This window comes from Saccharothrix coeruleofusca (assembly GCF_017876325.1).
Lineage (GTDB): Bacteria > Actinomycetota > Actinomycetes > Mycobacteriales > Pseudonocardiaceae > Actinosynnema > Actinosynnema coeruleofuscum.
This window is the reverse complement of the sequence record NZ_JAGINV010000001.1, coordinates 6,864,023-6,880,787: the sequence shown is the minus strand read 5'-3', so window position 1 is coordinate 6,880,787 and position 16,765 is coordinate 6,864,023. Positions and strand designations below refer to the sequence as shown.

The following is a 16,765-nucleotide window of genomic DNA, read 5'->3' as shown; positions in this document are numbered from 1 at the left end:
CTGACATGGACAACAACACCGCCTCTGTCGAGTACATCGTGTTGACGGTGGAGCAGGCAGCCGAGCGGCTCAACATCGGCCGGACGCTCATGTACTCGCTCGTCAGCAGTGGCGAAGTCGAGTCGGTGCTGATCGGCCGCCTGCGTCGGATTCCGCTGGACGCGCTCACCCGCTACGTCCACAAGCTCAGCAGCGCCACGCCCAACCCGGAAGTCGCTTAGGGGGACGACATGGGACGCAGGTCCAACGGGGAATCCTCGATCTACGAAGGTAAAGACGGTTATTGGCACGGCCGCGTGACGGTCGGCACCAAGGATGACGGCAGTCCGGACCGTCGCCACGTACAGGCCAAGACCCGCACCGAAGTCGCACGGAAGGTCGCCAGGCTCGAACAGGAGCGGGACGCGGGCAAGGTCCGCAAGACCGGCAAGGCGTGGACGGTGGAGCAGTGGCTTAACCACTGGTTGGAAAACATCGTCGCACCGCCCGCGATCACCGAGAACGCCTACAGCGCGTACGAAGTGGCCGTGCGGGTGCACCTCGTGCCCGGTATCGGCAAGCACCGGATTGACAAGCTCGAACCGGAACACCTGGAAAAGCTCTACCGGAAGATGGCGCGGGACGGCGCGAAGTCCGGCCGTGTTCACCAGGTGCACCGCACCATCCGGGCAGCGCTGAACATCGCGGTGCGGCGGAGGCACATCACCGAGAATCCGGCACTGCTGGCCCGTGCGCCGAAGATCGAGGAAATCGAGGTGGAGCCGTACTCGGTGGATGAGGTGAAACGGCTGTTGGAAGCCGCGCAGGAACGGCGCAACAGCGCGCGATGGGCTGTCGCGCTCGCGTTGGGTCTGCGGCAGGGTGAGGCGTTGGGGCTGCGGTGGACGGATGTGGATTTGGAGGTCGGCACGCTGAGCGTGCGCCGTAGCCGCTTGCGGCCACGGTGGAAGCACGGGTGCGCCGACCCGTGCGGACGCAAGTTCGGTGGCCACTGCCCGCAACGGGTTCCGTTGCGCCGTGAAACGGCCGGTACGAAGTCCAAGGCAGGCACGAGGGGCATCGGGCTACCCGATGAACTGGTGACGCTGCTGAGGCAGCACAAGGGCGCGCAGGAACGGGAGCGGGAGCGCGCCGGGCAGCTCTGGACAGACAGCGGCTACGTGTTCACCACACCGACCGGTGGGCCGCTCAACCCGCGTACGGACTACACCGAGTGGAAACGGCTGTTGGACGTGGCCAAGGTGCCGGACGGCCGGTTGCACGACGCGCGCCACACGGCCGCGACGGTGCTCCTGCTGCTGGGCGTCCCCGACCGGACGGTGATGGGCATCATGGGCTGGTCGAACACCGCGATGGCTGCCAGGTATCAGCACATCACGGCCGCGATCCGGCGGGACGTGGCTCAGCGGGTCGGTGGGCTGCTGTGGAGGCCCACGGATGCGGCCGACGAACCGGACGATGACGCAGGCACGACCAGCGCGCCGATACCGGCCTAGCGGCCACAACTGAGACGACAACTGAGACTAGATGCAGAGAGCCCCGCTCACCTGAACGGTGAGCGGGGCTCTGACCTGCGGTGGCGGTGGGATTTGAACCCACGGAGGCTTGCACCTCACACGCTTTCGAGGCGTGCTCCTTCGGCCGCTCGGACACGCCACCGCCGAGAACAATACAAGACCGCCGCCAGGTCCCCTAACCGGGGGTCACCGCCACGCGCGCATGGTCGCCGCGAGCTGGTGGCGGGCCCTGGCCAGGCGGCCCCGGACGGACTCCTCGGTGGTGCCGAGCGCGTCCGCGATCTCGGCGTAGGACAGGCCGTCCAGCTCGGCCAGCAGCCACACGGCGCGCTGCGCCGAGGGCAGGCCGCGCAGCGCCCGCCACAGCGCCTCCAGCGCCGCGAGCGCCTCGGCGCTGCGCTCGGGGTCGCGCGGGACGACGCCCGCGCCGACCGGGGTGGCGCCCCAGTCGGGCAGTTCGGCGGCGGGGTCGGTGCGCCTGCCCGCGCGGCTGCGCAGCACGGCCAGGCACTGCCGGTGCGCCACCCGGAACAGCCAGGTGCGCACGGCGGCGGGCTCGGTCAGGGCGGACAGCCCGCACCAGGCCGTGACGAACACCTCCTGGGTCACGTCCTCGGCGTCCGCGCGGTCGCCCAGCATCCGCAGCGCCATGCCGAGCACCCGCCCGGAGAACCGGTCCACCAGCAGCTCGAACGCGGCGCGGTCACCTCGGACGGCGCTGCTGACCAGCTCGGCGTCCGCGATCTCCACCCGGCTCATCGTGGCAGCGGGCGCACGGGAGCGCCGTGCGACGGCATCACCCGTGCGGGTGCGGCTCACAGCTCGGCGAAGAAGTCCTTCATCAGTGCCGCGCAGCGCTCTTCCAGCACCCCGCCGACCACCTCGGGCCGGTGGTTGAGCCTGCGGTCGCGCACCACGTCCCACAGCGAGCCCACCGCGCCGGTGCGGGGTTCCCACGCGCCGAACACCACCCGCGACACCCGCGCCAGCACCAGCGCGCCCGCGCACATGGTGCACGGTTCCACGGTGACCGCGAGGGTGCAGCCGGTCAGCCGCCAGCTGTCGCCGAACACCGCGGCGGCCTGGCGCAGGGCCAGCACCTCGGCGTGCGCGGTGGGGTCGCCGAGGGCTTCCCTGGCGTTGCAGGCGCGGGCCAGCTCCGCGCCGTCGGGGCCGAACACGACCGCGCCGATGGGGATGTCGCCGGTCTCCGGGGCCAGGCGGGCGGCTTGGACGGCCGCGGAGACCATCTCCTCGTCGGTCACGCCTGGATGGTGTCCAGCAGCTTGGTGAACTCCTCGCCGAAGCCGCACCGCTGCGCGATCATCTGCAGCTGCTCGTCCGGGTAGAGGTCCACCTCGTCCACGATGACCTGCAGCTCGTGCTGCGGCATCCCGAGATCGGCCAGCACCGCCAGGTCGCCCTCCGGCCACAGCTCGTCGTCCTCCTCGTCGGGCGGGTCCACCCGCAGGAGGTCGAGCACGTCGGCGGCGATGTCGTAGTCCAGCGCCGCGGCCGCGTCGGACAGCAGCAGCGACACGCCGCCCGGCACCGGTCTGAGGATGATGAAGAACTCGTCGTCCACCGCCAGCAGTCCGAAGACCGCCCCGGTGGAGCGCAGTTGACGCAGCTGTGTGATGGCCGCGTCGAGCTCGGACAGCGCGGCGCTGTCCATCCTGCTGCACCGCCAGCGGCCGTCCTCCCGGACCACCGCGACCGCGAAGCCGTTGACCGGCTCCTGCTCCGCCATGTGAACACCGTAGGGCCACCGGACCACACCCGGTAGCACGGGGGCCGCGGACGCGGGCGTCGGGGTGCGGCGGATGCCACTATCGATGGATGAGCGCAACTCTCCCGCACGTGCAGACCACCGCGTCGGACCCCCGCTTCACCGGGCTGGTGGAGGCGGCCAGGGCGCTGCAGCCCAGGACAGTGGCCCTGCGGCGACTGCTGCACAAGCACCCCGAGCAGGGCTTGCGCCTGCCCGCGACGCAGGCCGCCGTGCTGCACGCGCTGGAGGGCCTGCCCCTGGAGGTGACCACGGGCAAGTCGACCTCCTCGGTGGTGGCGGTGCTGCGCGGGGCGCGGCCGGGGCCGACCGTGCTGCTGCGCGGCGACATGGACGCGCTGCCGCTGCGGGAGGAGACCGGCCTGGCCTACGCCTCCGAGGTGGAGGGGTCGATGCACGCCTGCGGCCACGACACGCACGTGGCGATGCTCGCCTCGGCGGCGCGGCTGCTGTGCTCGCGCCGCGACGCGCTGTCGGGGCAGGTGGTGTTCATGTTCCAGCCCGGCGAGGAGGGCCACCACGGCGCGCGGTACATGCTGGAGGAGGGCCTGCTGGGCGCGGCGGGCGCGCCGGTGGAGAAGGCGTTCGCCCTGCACATCACCTCGACCCTGCAGTCGGGTGTGGTGGTGTCGCGGCCGGGCCCGGCGATGGCGTCGGCGGACACGTTCAAGGTGACGGTGACCGGGCGCGGTGGTCACGGCGGGATGCCGCACGACGCGATCGACCCGGTGCCGCCCGCCGCGGCGATGGTCGGCGCGCTGCAGACGATGGTCGCCCGGCGGGTCAGCGTGCACCACCCGGCGGTGGTCACGGTCGGCCACATCAAGGCGGGCACGACGAACAACATCATCCCGGAGACGGCGCTGCTGGAGGGCACCATCCGCACGCTGTCGGAGGAGACCAGGCAGCTGGTGCGCCGGGAGCTCAAGCAGGTCTGCCAGCACGTCGCCGCCGCGCACGGCTGCGCGGCGCGGGTGGAGATCGTCCCCGGCTACCCGGTGACGGTGAACGACGAGGTGGTCGCCCCGCGCGTGCTGGAGGTGACCGCGGCGGCGCTGGGCTCGCGGTGGGTCGCGCCGATGGAGGACCCGCTGATGGGTGCCGAGGACTTCTCCTACGTGCTGCGCGAGGTGCCCGGCGCGATCGCGTTCCTGGGCGCCTGCCCGCGCGGCGTGGAACTGGCGAAGGCCGAGCCGAACCACTCCAGCCGCGTGCTGTTCGACGAGGCCGCGATGGAGCACGGCGTGATCGTCTACACGGCGTTCGCGCTGGACGCGCTGCGCTGAGCGGGCCGTGCGGGACGGCGCGGTGCGGACCCGCGCCGCGCCGTCCCGCACCGGTGATCGGTTCCGCCGGCAGGATGTGCCCCGTGCGAGACGTGTGCGTGGTCGGACTGGGGTTGATCGGCGGCTCGGTGCTGCGCGCCGCGGTCGCGGCCGGGCGGACGGCGTGGGGCGCCACGGCGTCGGCCGAGGACGCCGGGCTGGCGGGCGCGGACGGCTTCGACGTGGTCGACCTGGCCGAGGCGCTGGGCCGGGCGCGGGAGTCCGACGCGCTGGTGGTGCTGGCGGTGCCGCTGCCCGCCGTGGAGGAGGTGCTGCGCAGGCTGCCGCCGGACGTGCGGCTGACCGACGTGGTGAGCGTGAAGGGGCCGGTGGCCGACCTGGTGCGGCGCAGCGCGCCCAGCGCCCGCTACGTCGGCGGGCACCCGATGGCGGGCAGCGCGGACTCGGGCTGGGCGGCGGGCGAGGCCGGGCTGTTCGCGGGCGCGGCGTGGGTGGTCACCGCCGAGGACGACGCGGACCTGGAGGTGCTGGGCGACGTGCTGCGGCTGGCGCTGGACGCGGGTGCGCACGTCGTGCCGACCACGGCGGCCGAGCACGACGCGGCGGTGGCGCGCGTGTCGCACCTGCCGCACCTGCTGGCCGCGGTGCTGGCCAGCGTCGGCGCGGACGGCGGCCCGCTGGCGCTGGCGCTGGCCGCCGGGTCCTTCGGCGACGGCACCAGGGTGGCGGGCACCCGCCCGGAGCTGGTCCGCGCGATGTGCGAGGGCAACCGGGTCGCGCTGCTGGCCGCGGTGGACGACGCGCTGGGCAGGCTGGGCGCGGCGCGCGGGTCGCTGGCCTCCACCGGCGGCCTGGCCAAGACCATCGACGCCGGTCATGCGGCTCGCGCGGCGCTGGTGGAGCGGCAGCGCGCCGAGCTGACCGAGGTGACCGTGGACCTGGGTTCGCCTCGGGCGCTGGAGGCGCTGCGCGCCCTGGGGTCGCGCGGCGGGCGGGTGGTCGGGTTCGACGGCACCACCGTGCGGGCGCAGACCGCGTAGGGGCGGATCTCGTAGGGTCGGGGCGTGGACCGACGCGGGTTCGTCGCCGTGGCCGCCGGGGTCGCCCTGCTCGGCGGCACCATCGCGGTGCTGCGCCAGGAGTCCGCGCCGCCACCGCCCGACGGGCCCTTCGCGCGCTTCCTCGCCGAGGGCGTCGGCCACAGCACCGACGAGGGCTCCCCCGCCACCCCCACCGACCTGGCGTTGACCGCGCTGGACCTGACCAGTCTGCGGGTGGGCTGGCGCGGCACCGCCACCGGCGGCTACGAGGTGCGCTGGGCCGACCGGGTGCGGCTGGTGCGGGCCACCGAGACCGAGCTGACCGGCCTGCCCCCGAACGCGGACGTGCGGGTCGAGGTGCGCGCGCTGGACCCGCTGGGCAGGCGCTCCGCGCCCGCCACCGCCGAGGCGGTGCCCCGGCTGGCGCACGACCCCGGCTGGGCGGACCCGCTGGTGCACCCGGTCGACCGGTTCGACGGCCCGGAGGCGCTGGCCCCGCGCCGCTGGCGGGTGCTCGACGACGGCGTGGCCGACTGCCTGGGGCTGACCGGGGCCGCCGACAAGCGGTTGCGGATCACCTGCGACCGGGTGGACCTGCAGTCCAACGTGCCGGTGCGGCTGTCCCCGCCGCACCCGGACGGCGCGGTGGCGCGGGTGGTGCTGACCACCGACGGCCCCTCCGGGCTGGGCGCTGTCCGCGACGCGGGCGAGATCGTCGTGGCGCTGCTGCCCGAGCCGTTCCACGACTCCGGTCCGCTGACCGACCCGCTGCCGCCGGGCGCGGTCGCCCTGCGCGTCGGTGAGCGCGCGGCGGGTTTCACCACCGGCGAGGGCGTGCCCGCGACGACCCGCCGGGTGCCGGTGACCGGCCAGGTCCGGCCCCCGGTGAGCGGGGTGCGGCACCGCTGGGAGCTGCGGGTGCTGCCGGACGCGCTGGTCGCGCTGGTCGACGGCGAGGTGGTGGCGGCGGCCCCGGTGGCCGTGCCGTGGACCGCCGCCCGCGCTCGGCTGGCGTTCCGCGGCAGCAGGTTCACCCAGGTCGACAGCTTCGGCGTGGGCGGCGTCCCCGCGCCTGCCGAGGCGTCGTCGCTGGTGCTGCTGGGCCCCGGCACCCCGGACGGCGACGACGCCGTGTCACTGGGCCACGTGCCCGCCGAGCGGCTGGCGGGCGGCACGTCGGTGCGGGTGGTCGCCGCGGTCGGGGCCGCGGCGGGCGCCCGGCTCACCGTCCGGTTCGGCGACCGGTCGGCGCCCGCGCGGGTCGTGGGCACCGACATGTTCGGCACCCTCGTGCACGCCGACTTCCCGCTGCCCGCGCCGGGCGGCGCGCAGGTCCGGGTGCTCGGCGACGGGGTGGGGGTGCTGCGGTCGCACCTGGTGGTGTCGGACGGGCCGGACGCGGTGCGCCCGCTGCCCCGGCTGCTCGAACGCGAGACCCCCGGTCCGCGCGCGCCCGAGCCCGTGACCGCGGTGACCCAGCGGTCCGGCCGGGCCGAGGTGGTGGTCGAGCTGACCGCGCCGCGCGGTGGCGAGATCGCCGCCGTCGACGGCGTGGAGGTCGACCTGGACGGCGAGCGCGTCGCCGCCGTCCCCACCGGCGGGGCGGTGGGCGGGCGGCACGTGTTCACCCTGGACCTGGGCGGGCTGTCGACCGGCGGTCACCGGGTCGCCGTCCGCGCGGTGCCGGTCGACCGGCGGCTGGAGACCCGCCTGGCTGAAGAGGACTTCCAGATCCGCCCCCTGTAGCGCCCGCAAGTACCACCCGGTGGCGCCGAGCGGGCAGCTGCCTACTACCCGGCGGGGCTCGCACAGGTCTCGGGTGCGCAACGGGGTGGTGACCGCGATCACCCGGCGACCTAGCTTGGGGGCATGGACCGTCGACGGATCGCCGCGCTCGCCGCGGGCGCGGTGCTGTTCACCGGCGTGGTCGCGGTCCTGCGCGGCACCGGGGCCGACACCCCCGCCACCACGAGCGGCACGTCCGCCCCGCCGCCCACCTCGCTCGCGCCGTTCGCCGCCGAAGGCGTGCTGCTGCCCACCGCGGGCACACCGCCGCAGCCGCCCCGGGAGGTCCGGGTCGAGGCGGGCGGGCAGCGGCTGCGGGTGCGGTGGAGCGGTGACGCGCCCGGCTACGAGGTCCGCTGGGGCGCGGGCGAGGAGCTGGACCGCACCCGGCTGGTCGGGCTGTCCTCGGTGCAGCTGGACGGCCTGGAGAACGGGGTGGCGCACCGCGTCGAGGTGCGCGCGGTCGACGCCTTCGGCCTGCGCTCCGAGCCCGTGCGGGCCTCCGGCACCCCGCGCGAGGAGCCCCTGGACGACTACTGGCTGGTGGAGCGGTTCGACCAGCCCACCGCGCCGGACCCGACCCGCTGGCGGGTCGCCGCCGCGCCCGGTTGCGCCCGGACCGGTCCGGGCGCGGGCGACGACGGCCGCAGGCTGGTGATCAGCAGCTCCTGCGCGGCGGCCGCGGTGACGCTGCGCTCGCGCACCCCGTTCGCGCTGCACGACGCGGAGGTGCTGGGCCGGTTCGCGGCGGAGACCGACGCGCCCGGCGCGGACGGCGAGCTGTCCGTGGACCTGGTGCCCGGCCCGGTGACCTCGGTCAGCGGCGAGGCGCTGCCGCCCGACGCCCTGCGGGTGCGCGTGGCCACCGGCGGCAGCGGCACGTCCGTGGACGTCCTGGTCCCCGAAGGCGCGTCGACGCGGGCGCTGCGCGAGCTGCCCGCGCTGGAACCGGGGATCACCCACCGCTGGGAGGTGGTGCTGCGCCGCGACGGCGTGCGCGTGCTGCTGGACGGCGAGGCGGTCGCGGAGAGCCCGGTCGTGCCCCGGTGGCGCGAGGCGACGGCGCTGCTGTCGGTGTCCGGACCGACCGGGCAGCGCGTGCACGTGGACCGCGTGGCGTTCGACAGCGCACGCGCCGAAGCGCCGCCCACCGTGGTCCCGCCCCGGCTGGTGGTGGTCGGGGAGCAGCCCGACACGGCCGACACCGAGCCGGTCGACGGGGTGGCGGGCGGGCAGCTGCGGCTGACCCTGCTGCACTTCGAGGAGCCGACGACGCCGCCGGAGCTCACCGCGCTGGTGGCGGGCGCGTCGGTGCCGCTGCGCCCCGCCGTGCCGGGCACGCCGTGGCGGCCCGACACCGGCTACCCGCTGGTCGCCGACCTGCCCGCGGACCTGCTGCGGCAGAAGGCGGGCGGCGCGCTGGAGGTGGCCGTGCCCACCCCGTTCCGCAGCAGGCCCACCCACCTGGACCTGGAGCTCACCCCGGCCCCCGGCGCGCGGCCCGCGACCGCCCCGCCGGTCGATCCGCTGCCGCCCGCCGAGACCGCGCCCGCCAGGGTCGTCGGCGCGGTGCTGGACGCGGCCGGGCAGCCGGTGTCCGGCGGAACCCCGGTGCGGCCCGGCAGGCTGGTGCTGGACCTGGCGCTGGACGGCACGGCGGGCCAGCGCGCCACGGGCGTCGCCGGGCTGGCCGGGTTCACCCTGTGGCTGGACGGCGACCGGGTGGCCGCCGTGCCCACCGACGCGGACGGGCCCGGCGTGGCCGGGCGCTACCGGCTGGCGCTGAACACCGGCGGTCTGGCCGAGGGGCCGCACATGATCGAGGTGCGGCTGTTCGGCAGTTCCGGTGAGACCCGCCCCACCTCGGCTTTCGTGCCGTTCTTCATCGGCCGGTGACAAAATGGCCCCATGCGCCGCCCGCTGATCCTCGACGCCGCCCGGACCCCGTTCGGCCGCTACCGCGGTGGACTGTCCGGGGTGCGCGTCGACGACCTGGCCGCGCTGCCGATCACCGAGCTGCTGCGCAGGCACCAGCCCGCGCTGGACCCGGCGCGGGTGGACGACGTGCTGCTGGGCAACACCAACGGCGCGGGCGAGGAGAACCGCGACGTGGGCCGGATGGCCGCGCTGCTGGCGGGCCTGCCGCCGACCGTGCCCGGCGTGGCGGTCAACCGGCTGTGCGCCTCCGGCGGCGAAGCGGTGGTGCAGGCGGCGCGGGCGCTGGCCATGGGTGACGCGGACCTGCTCGTCGCGGGCGGCGTGGAGGGCATGAGCCGGGCCCCGTTCGTCGTACCGCGCCCCGATCAGGCGTTCCCCGAACGGATGGAATCGGTGTCCACCGCGCTGGGCTGGCGGCTGGTGAACCCGCGGATGCCGGACCGCTGGACGGTGCCGCTGGGCCGCGCGGCCGAGCAGGTGGCGGTGGAGCTGGGCATCACCCGCGAGCGGATGGACGCCTACGCGCTGCGCTCGCACCGCCGCGCCTCGGCGGCGTGGGACGCGGGCGTGCACGACGGCTTCGCGTTCCCGGTGCAGCTGCCGGACGGGACGGCGGTGCGGCGGGACGAGTCGGTGCGGCCGGAGACCAGCGCGGAGAAGCTGGCCAAGCTCAAGTCGGCGTTCACCGAAGGCGGCCCGGTGACGGCGGGCAACTCGTCACCGCTCAACGACGGCGCGGCGGCGATCCTGATGGGCACCGAGGCGGTGGCCTCGGAGCTGGGCCTGGCCCCGCTGGGCGAGGTGCTGGGCAGCGCGGTGACCGCCGACGAGCCGCACCGGTTCACCCTCGCGCCGGTGGCCGCGATCCGCAAGCTGCTGGCGCGGCTGAAGGTCTCCGCCGAGGACGTCGACCTGTGGGAGCTCAACGAGGCGTTCGCGGCGATGGCGCTGTCGGTGCTGCACCACCTGCCCGAGGTGGACCGGGAGAAGGTCAACGTGCACGGCGGGGCGATCGCGTACGGGCACCCGCTGGGGGCGTCGATGCCGCGCGTGGTGGTCGACCTGTGCAGGCACCTGCGGGCGCGCGGCGGCGGGCTGGGCATCGCGGCGGCGTGCGTCGGCGTGGGCCAGGGCATGGCCATTGCCGTCCGCGTCTGACGCCGGTCGCGTCCGACCCCTTTCGCGGACCGCCATTCGCCCGGTCGAGCGATCTCGGTGAGGCGGGTGAGTGGGCTAAATTCGGCGACAGCCGAGACCGCTAGGTCGAGGAAGTGGACCAGGGCAGGCTCCCGCCGGACGACGGGCGCCCTGGTCTCGCGCTCTCGCCGGATCGCGGATGCCCGAGTTCACCGTCCCCGCACACAGGTGGTCACCTACCCAGTCAGGTGATCTCGACGAGGTGGGGCGGTGGGCTGGGTTCGGTGGCAGCCGAGGTCGCTCGACCGAGGAAGTGAGCCCTGGTAGGCCCGTCGGACGGCGGGAGCCAGGGCTTCGCGCTGTCAGCGGAGCCGTAGGCGCGACGTTGACCGGAACCGGGCGCGCAAGCGTTTGCTCGCCCGATGCGGTGATCAGATGCGCTGCGCGACCCTCGGGTAGTCGACCACCAGGCCCTCGGCGTCGACCGTGATGTCCTCCTGGAACTCCCCGCTGGTGAACGACACCACCGAGTGCTCCTCCCCCACCGACACGGTCCGGTAGCTCTGCCGCACCAGCCGCACCGACAGGTCGGGCAGGCTGACGTGGACCACCGGCAGCTCGTGCTCGGCGGGCTCGCGGTGCAGGTTGAGCCGCCGGATGGGGATGGAGTTGAACATGACGGCGTACTGCACGTCGACGTCGATGGCCCCGTCGAAGTCCGCCCGCTCGGCGCCCTGGCCCCGGTCGACCAGCCACGCGCCCTCGGAGGACCGGCTCAGCGAGAGGTGCCGCTCCTCGGACACCGTCGCCGAGCGCAGCAGCAGCCGCGACACCGCGCCGGTCTCGCCGATGGACAGCTCGAACGACCCGCTGAACTGCTCCTCGGGTCCGGCCGCGACGAGCCTGCCGGAGGCGCGCAGCTTGCGCTCCGAGACCAGCACGCGGACCTGCTCCAGCCGCGGCACGGCGTAGCCCTGCCACGTGACCATGTGCGCGAGAGGAGAGCGGGCCTCCCCGCCGGGGGCGACCCGCTCAGCCGTGTTGAACGAGTTCATGGTGCTCCTTCGCACTCCCGACGCAGGGTACCCGAAGGCTCCCGGCGTCCCCAGTGACAGCGAAACGGCCCCCTCAGGACTCCCGAGGGGGCCGTTCGCGGTGGTGCCGCGGTGTTACGCGGTCTTGCGGCGGCGCATCACGATGATCGTGGCGGCACCGGCGCCGACCAGGCCCAGGCCGATCAGCAGCGGCACGAAGATCGACGCGCCGGTCGAGGCCAGGTCGTCGTTCTCACCGCCACCGGCGACCGCGGTGGTCGTCGTGGTGGTGGGCGCCGTGCTGGTGGTCGCCTCGGTCGTCGTGGTGGCCGGGGCCGTCGTGGTGGTGGTCGCCTCGGTGGTCGTGGTGGTGGTCGGCACCACGGCCTCGGCCCAGTCCGCCTTGGCGCCGACCTCGACCTTGACCTTGGACGGGGTGGCGATGATCAGCGACTGGGTCTTCTTGTTCCGGTCGCTGCTGACGAACAGGCGGCCGTGGCGCAGCTCGGCGTTGGCCTCGACGCTGAACTCGACCTTGCCGGGCTTGGTGCCCTGGGCGACGCTGACGTAGACCTCGCCGGTCTTGACGTCGGCCTGCGCGGCGAACTCGCCCTCCTTGGCGGTGGCCAGCTCGGTGCCGTTCTTGTCGGTCAGCTTGACGCCCTGGGGCAGGTCCGCCTTGAGCACGACCTTGTCCGCCGTGGTGGTCACGGTGAACGGGCCGATCAGCTCACCGGCCTTGCCGCTGAGCGACTCGGGGGCGACGCTCAGGGTCGGGCTGGGCTCCTGGTCGATGCCGGTGTTGGTGGCGCCAGTCAAGTACTTGTAGACCGCGAAGACGTCCTCGTCGGTCTTCTTGTCCTTGTCGGTGGCGTCCTCGCGCAGCACGGCGCCGTCGGTGTAGTGCCAGATCGCGGCCTGGGTGGCGGCGATGGCCTCCTTGGTGTCGACGTCCCGGCCGGTCTTCTCGCCCAGCACGGACGGCTTCACCTGCGGGTAGCTGTTGTGCAGGATCCAGTTGACGAACTTGCTGTTCTGCTTGAACTTCGTCTGCTCGTTCGGGTGCTGGTCCCAGGGCACCTCGGACAGCGGGGTGCCGTCCTTGAGCGGGGTGGGCAGCTCGACGCAGTAGGCGCGGGCGCGGGTGTCGGCGGCGCCCTCGGTGATCTTCAGGCCGATGAGGCTGGTGCCCTCGGACTTGTGCTTGCCCCGGTCGTCCAGGTTGACGGTGAGGCCGTTCTCGCCCGCACCGCGGTCGGGCTCGACCTTGACGGTGTCCGCGAACGCGGGCAGGGCGGCGGGCGCCATTGCCAGGGAGGCGCCGAGGATCGCAGCCCCGATCCGCGTCAAGTTCCGGGATGCCATGTGTCTCCTTGAGGCTCGCGAGGGTAGCCCGTTGGTGTAGTCAAGGCGGCGGTCCGTGCCGTTCGGTGGGCCTCCGCGCAGGGGCTCCGACACCAAATCGACAGGAATCGGCGGAACGATATCCGACTGGGGTACCCCGTTCAGCGGTGGTCAACCCATCAATTTTCGGCGGTTCTACCTGCGCAAATCCGCTACCACCATCCACTGTGGACGAATTCCGGCCCGACGACTCCACCGCGAGGAGTCCAGTTCGGACTTCAGCGAACTGGACATACCCCACCTTCCCTGAGGGCGTTTCCGCAGATCAACGTCGGGGAGCCGGGCCACTCCCCAACCAGTGGAGCATGATCCGAAATCGTACTGTTATACAAAGGTGATCTAGGCGACCAACCCGGAGGGCACCACCGGTCGGATGTCCCCCACCCGCAACGAGGTCCCCGGCAGGCACAGGTCCTTGGCCGTGGGCGGCACCCCGGACAGCATCCACCGCACCAGCGAGGCCAGCTGGTAGGAGATCAGCGGCGGCACCGCGTCGCCCAGGTGGCGGTAGGCGTTGCCCAGCACCGACACGTCGAACCGGAACCGGCGCGGGAAGCCCTGCAGCAGCGCCATCTCCCGCACCGTGCACAACCGGTGCTGCTCCGGGTGGGCGTACCGGCCGTTGCCCACGTGCGCGCACTCCCGCTTGATGGTGCGCGCGGGCTCGTCCCACCACATCCGCCCGTAGACGTCGGGGTGCGACCCCCACCGGCCCGCCTCGATGATCTTGCGCTGCGCCGGGTTGAGCAGGACCTCGGTCTCCGGCGAGCCCACCAGGTCCGCCCACGAGCCGCCGTCGGCCGGGATCGCGCGCATCCGGTCCATGGTCCGGTCCCGGCGGAACGACGGCGAGACGTGCATCGGGTCCTCCGGGTGCGCCCGGCCCGCCTCCACCGGCGGCAGCTTGCCGATCGCCCGCCGCACGGTCACCGCCGAGGGCCGCACCTCCCAGCCGCGCCACAGGTCCGCCATCGTGCGCAGCGGCAGCCCCCCGTCCACCGCCACCACCACGGCGCGCTCGCGCAGCTGCGGCAGGCCGAACCGGGACAGCATGTGCGAACTGGCGTCCACCTCGTAGCCGAGCGCGACCAGCTGCTCGGCCAAGCCCTCCAGGTGGTGGCGCTGCTTGCCCTTCACCAGCTCGCGCGCGTTCTCCAGCAGCATCACCTTGGGCCGCAGCTCGGCCACGAACGCGGCCACCCGGCCCACCAGCGAGTTGCGCGGGTCGTCGCGCAGGTGGTTGGCCGCGGTGATCCGGGTGAACCCCGAGCACGGCGGGCAGGCCACCAGCACGTCCAGCTCGCCCCGCCGCAGCCCCCACACCTCGCGCAGCACCCCGGGGTCGATCCGGCCCAGGTCCACCTGCAGCGGGTCGACGCCGATGTTGTCGCGGTAGATCCCGTTGCAGCGCAACGACCCCAGCGGCGACGACGGCTTGCCCACCTGGGCGTCGGCGGCGCCGACCACGGTGAAGTCGCGGTGCGCCTGGAAGCCGAGGCTCATGCCACCCGCACCGGAGAACAGGTCGACGACCTTGTAGGGGGATCCGCGCACGGCGGTGATCGTACGGTGGACATGTGACGACACCTCGTCACGGTCGACCCGGTCGGGCGGCGCATCACGTAGCTTGCCCGGCATGGAGCTGCCACCCGCCTGGCAACGGCCGGACCCGTTGCGCGGCTTGGAGGACGTGCCGTGGCACGAGCTGTCCGGCGGGTCCGGTGTGGACGACGAGCTGCGCGGCGCGGCCGAGGGCGACCAGGGCGCGTGCGACCGGCTGGCCGCGCGGCTGCTGGACGAGGACACCGTCTCCGAGGCCAGCGCGTGGGCCGTGCCGTTCCTGGTCGAGCTCGGGGCCAGCTACAAGGTCCCCCCGGACAGCCGCGACCGGGTGATCTTCCTGCTCGCCGCGCTGGCCCTGGCCGGAGCCGGGTTCACCGAGGACGGCAGGCGCACCTGGCGGCGGTGGAACCCGCTGGGCCGCGAGCTGCCCCGGCGGCCACCGGACTGGATCACCCAGACCCGCTACGCCGTGGCCAAGGGCGCCCCCAAGGTGTTCGAGGCGCTGGGCGGCGCGCGGGTGGCCTGCTCGGTGGCGCTGGCCGTCGCGGTGCCCGAAGTGGTCCCGCGCCACGTCGCCGACGTGGCGCGGGACATCGTCTTCGCGGGCACCTTCCCCGAGCCGCTGGCCGACGCCGCCGCCGTCGCGCTGCACCTGGTCAACGGCTGGCCCACCGACGAGGGCTGGGTCTACGCCATCGCCCAGGGCCACCCCGACGTGCTGCGCGACTACGAGGAAGGCGCTTACCCGCCCAACCAGCCCCACGAGGTCACCCTCCAGCTGATGGGCTACCGCTACGCCTACCTGAGCGTGTACGGGGAGCGGGCGCGGGTCACGCGGTGACGGCGTCGAGCTCCACCACCGGGGCGATGGGGGTGTCGTCGGGGATCGGCACGGCGGGTTCCAGGGGACCCAGCGCGGTGCCCCACTCCCGGTCGGCCAGCGCGAAGGCGGCCACGGTCAGCGGGGCCGCCGGGCGGCCGAAGGGCAGCTGGTCGGCGACCAGGTCCAGCTCCAGGCGGGCGCCCAGGGGCGAGGGGCGCAGCCGCAGGGTGCCCTGCGGGACCTCCTCGGGGTGGGCGAACCGGCAGGCCCACTCGGTGAACACCACCGGCCGCTCGACGACCTCGGTCGGGTGCACCGCGCGCACGTTCGCGCCCACCGAGCCGTGCCGGTAGGCGTCCGCCGCGGCCACCAGCAGCTCCTCGAACTCCCGCGACGACACGCCCAGGTCGTGCCCGGCGACCAGGGCCACCTGCGCCAGCGCCAGCGGCAGCTGCGGCAGCGCGTCCTCGAAGCACACCATCGCCCCGCCGTAGCGGGTGTTGATCTCGGTGGGCAGGAACCCGTCCGCGGTGGCGATGCCGTCGAGGGTGAACGTGCCGCGGTAGCCGACGGTCTCGCGCAGCCGCTCGCCGACGCGGCGGGCCAGGTTGCGCATCTCCTCGCGGATGCGGGCGGGCGGGTCGTAGTAGGACGCGCAGCCCGCGTAGAGGAACCGGGCGGAGCCCCGGCGGCGCGGCACCACCATCTCCACCGGCCGCAGCACGGCGGTGCCGTCCGGGAACACGATGCCGTGCACGCTGACCGGGATGCCCTCCAGGAACGGCATCACCCGGACGAACTCGCACTTGGCCGCCAGCACCCGGAAGGCGTCCGCGGCCTCCTCCCGGTCGCGCACCCGCCGCACGAAGTTCGCGCCGCCGTTGATCGCCGGGCCGTCGCCGGACCAGACCACGCCCGCGCCCCGGTCCAGCCGCAGGGTGGCCTCCCACAGCCCGTCGAGGTCCAGGCCCAGCACCTCGGCGGGGGCGCGCGGCGCGGACAGCTCGTCCCACAGCGCGTCGATGGTGGTCTTGTTCTCCAGGTCCACCCACTCGGGGCGGCGGGCGTTGAGCACCGGCCTGCCCGCGAACTCGGGCACCTGGGCATAGGGGGTGCTGATCACCAGCGCCCGGCCCGCCGGGTCGAACTCGTCCAGCAGCTCGCGGACGCGGCGGTCGGGCGAGGTCAGCATCCGGGTCAGCCGGTTCTGCTCGGTCGCGACGAACCCGCCGCCGATGCCCAGCGGCACCCAGCGGGCCACCTCCGAGTCGTGCAGCGGCGCGTGGTCGTCCGTGGAGAGCACGAGCGCATGTCGGGCGCCGAGCTGGTGCAGCTCCTGGACGCGGCTGCTCAGCCGCGTGCCGCCCGCCAGGACGACCAGGCGGTCGCCGAACAACGTGCCGAGGCGCGCTCGAAGCGCGGAAAGGACATGATCCATCGCCGAGGACT

The 16,765-nt window shown here is 74.1% G+C and carries 15 protein-coding genes and 1 tRNA gene; 8 read left to right on the top strand and 8 right to left on the bottom strand.

The features are described from left to right. Positions 1-5 precede the first annotated feature (5 nt). Both JOF41_RS31775 and JOF41_RS31770 read left to right on the top strand, forming a co-directional pair. Positions 6-221, top strand: coding sequence for an excisionase family DNA-binding protein (locus JOF41_RS31775; protein ID WP_244989744.1), 216 nt, complete (start codon positions 6-8; stop codon positions 219-221). A 9-nt stretch (positions 222-230) separates the two neighbouring features. Then, complete coding sequence (locus JOF41_RS31770; protein ID WP_209623567.1) at positions 231-1,496, top strand: tyrosine-type recombinase/integrase; 1,266 nt, start codon at positions 231-233, stop codon at positions 1,494-1,496. 78 nt (positions 1,497-1,574) lie between these two features. Here the strand turns inward: JOF41_RS31770 and JOF41_RS31765 are convergent. The 4 genes from JOF41_RS31765 to JOF41_RS31750 all read right to left on the bottom strand — a co-directional run bounded on the left by JOF41_RS31765 (position 1,575) and on the right by JOF41_RS31750 (position 3,267). Then, positions 1,575-1,659: transfer RNA gene (locus JOF41_RS31765), tRNA-Ser, on the bottom strand. Between the two features lie 44 nt (positions 1,660-1,703). Further along, positions 1,704-2,276 carry an RNA polymerase sigma factor gene (locus JOF41_RS31760; protein WP_209623566.1) on the bottom strand — a complete coding sequence of 191 codons (573 nt, stop codon included), beginning with the start codon at positions 2,274-2,276 and terminating at the stop codon, positions 1,704-1,706. A gap of 56 nt (positions 2,277-2,332) precedes the next feature. Then, on the bottom strand, positions 2,333-2,767 hold the full coding sequence (locus JOF41_RS31755; RefSeq protein WP_189221743.1) for a nucleoside deaminase: 435 nt from the start codon (positions 2,765-2,767) through the stop codon (positions 2,333-2,335). Positions 2,768-2,778: 11 nt separating this feature from the next. After that, positions 2,779-3,267 carry a tRNA adenosine deaminase-associated protein gene (locus JOF41_RS31750; protein WP_189221367.1) on the bottom strand — a complete coding sequence of 163 codons (489 nt, stop codon included), beginning with the start codon at positions 3,265-3,267 and terminating at the stop codon, positions 2,779-2,781. 89 nt (positions 3,268-3,356) lie between these two features. Here JOF41_RS31750 and JOF41_RS31745 point away from each other — a divergent pair, with 89 nt between their 5' ends. The 5 genes from JOF41_RS31745 (at position 3,357) to JOF41_RS31725 (ending at position 10,513) form a co-directional block, all read left to right on the top strand. Continuing rightward, positions 3,357-4,592 carry a M20 metallopeptidase family protein gene (locus tag JOF41_RS31745; protein WP_209623565.1) on the top strand — a complete coding sequence of 412 codons (1,236 nt, stop codon included), beginning with the start codon at positions 3,357-3,359 and terminating at the stop codon, positions 4,590-4,592. 83 nt (positions 4,593-4,675) lie between these two features. After that, entirely contained in the window at positions 4,676-5,632 is a 957-nt protein-coding gene (locus JOF41_RS31740) for a prephenate dehydrogenase (RefSeq protein ID WP_189221369.1), read from the top strand. 24 nt (positions 5,633-5,656) lie between these two features. Continuing rightward, positions 5,657-7,378 (top strand): fibronectin type III domain-containing protein, encoded by a 1,722-nt coding sequence (locus JOF41_RS31735; protein WP_209623564.1) that lies wholly within the window; start codon positions 5,657-5,659, stop codon positions 7,376-7,378. Between the two features lie 123 nt (positions 7,379-7,501). Continuing rightward, positions 7,502-9,313, top strand: coding sequence for a hypothetical protein (locus JOF41_RS31730; RefSeq protein ID WP_209623563.1), 1,812 nt, complete (start codon positions 7,502-7,504; stop codon positions 9,311-9,313). Positions 9,314-9,325: 12 nt separating this feature from the next. After that, positions 9,326-10,513, top strand: a complete 1,188-nt coding sequence (locus tag JOF41_RS31725; RefSeq protein WP_189221372.1) for a thiolase family protein — start codon at positions 9,326-9,328, stop codon at positions 10,511-10,513. A 410-nt stretch (positions 10,514-10,923) separates the two neighbouring features. Here JOF41_RS31725 and JOF41_RS31720 read toward each other — a convergent pair whose 3' ends face one another. The 3 genes from JOF41_RS31720 to JOF41_RS31710 all read right to left on the bottom strand — a co-directional run bounded on the left by JOF41_RS31720 (position 10,924) and on the right by JOF41_RS31710 (position 14,484). After that, on the bottom strand, positions 10,924-11,547 hold the full coding sequence (locus tag JOF41_RS31720) for a putative glycolipid-binding domain-containing protein (protein WP_189221373.1): 624 nt from the start codon (positions 11,545-11,547) through the stop codon (positions 10,924-10,926). Positions 11,548-11,661: 114 nt separating this feature from the next. Next, on the bottom strand, positions 11,662-12,891 hold the full coding sequence (locus JOF41_RS31715) for a thioester domain-containing protein (protein WP_209623562.1): 1,230 nt from the start codon (positions 12,889-12,891) through the stop codon (positions 11,662-11,664). A gap of 378 nt (positions 12,892-13,269) precedes the next feature. Continuing rightward, complete coding sequence (locus JOF41_RS31710) at positions 13,270-14,484, bottom strand: DNA cytosine methyltransferase (RefSeq protein ID WP_189221375.1); 1,215 nt, start codon at positions 14,482-14,484, stop codon at positions 13,270-13,272. Positions 14,485-14,566: 82 nt separating this feature from the next. On the opposite strand from JOF41_RS31710, the gene JOF41_RS31705 reads away from it, so the two are divergent. Then, positions 14,567-15,334: a hypothetical protein gene (locus JOF41_RS31705; RefSeq protein WP_189221376.1), complete on the top strand. Its 768-nt coding sequence runs from the start codon at positions 14,567-14,569 to the stop codon at positions 15,332-15,334. On the opposite strand, the gene JOF41_RS31700 is transcribed toward JOF41_RS31705, so the two are convergent. After that, positions 15,324-16,754, bottom strand: coding sequence for an ATP-grasp domain-containing protein (locus JOF41_RS31700; RefSeq protein WP_189221377.1), 1,431 nt, complete (start codon positions 16,752-16,754; stop codon positions 15,324-15,326). The two genes, JOF41_RS31705 and JOF41_RS31700, sit on opposite strands and share 11 nt — an antisense overlap. Between the last annotated feature and the right edge of the window lie 11 nt (positions 16,755-16,765).

Bases quoted from the DNA above. Each gene is read 5' to 3' on its own strand.
- JOF41_RS31705 (WP_189221376.1), top strand. From the start codon at position 14,567: ATGGAGCTGCCACCCGCCTGGCAACGGCCGGACCCGTTGCGCGGCTTG.
- JOF41_RS31775 (WP_244989744.1), top strand. From the start codon at position 6: ATGGACAACAACACCGCCTCTGTCGAGTACATCGTGTTGACGGTGGAG.
- JOF41_RS31750 (WP_189221367.1), bottom strand. From the start codon at position 3,267: ATGGCGGAGCAGGAGCCGGTCAACGGCTTCGCGGTCGCGGTGGTCCGG.
- JOF41_RS31720 (WP_189221373.1), bottom strand. From the start codon at position 11,547: ATGAACTCGTTCAACACGGCTGAGCGGGTCGCCCCCGGCGGGGAGGCC.
- JOF41_RS31760 (WP_209623566.1), bottom strand. From the start codon at position 2,276: ATGAGCCGGGTGGAGATCGCGGACGCCGAGCTGGTCAGCAGCGCCGTC.
- JOF41_RS31715 (WP_209623562.1), bottom strand. From the start codon at position 12,891: ATGGCATCCCGGAACTTGACGCGGATCGGGGCTGCGATCCTCGGCGCC.
- JOF41_RS31725 (WP_189221372.1), top strand. From the start codon at position 9,326: ATGCGCCGCCCGCTGATCCTCGACGCCGCCCGGACCCCGTTCGGCCGC.
- JOF41_RS31700 (WP_189221377.1), bottom strand. From the start codon at position 16,754: ATGGATCATGTCCTTTCCGCGCTTCGAGCGCGCCTCGGCACGTTGTTC.
- JOF41_RS31755 (WP_189221743.1), bottom strand. From the start codon at position 2,767: ATGGTCTCCGCGGCCGTCCAAGCCGCCCGCCTGGCCCCGGAGACCGGC.
- JOF41_RS31730 (WP_209623563.1), top strand. From the start codon at position 7,502: ATGGACCGTCGACGGATCGCCGCGCTCGCCGCGGGCGCGGTGCTGTTC.
- JOF41_RS31745 (WP_209623565.1), top strand. From the start codon at position 3,357: ATGAGCGCAACTCTCCCGCACGTGCAGACCACCGCGTCGGACCCCCGC.
- JOF41_RS31770 (WP_209623567.1), top strand. From the start codon at position 231: ATGGGACGCAGGTCCAACGGGGAATCCTCGATCTACGAAGGTAAAGAC.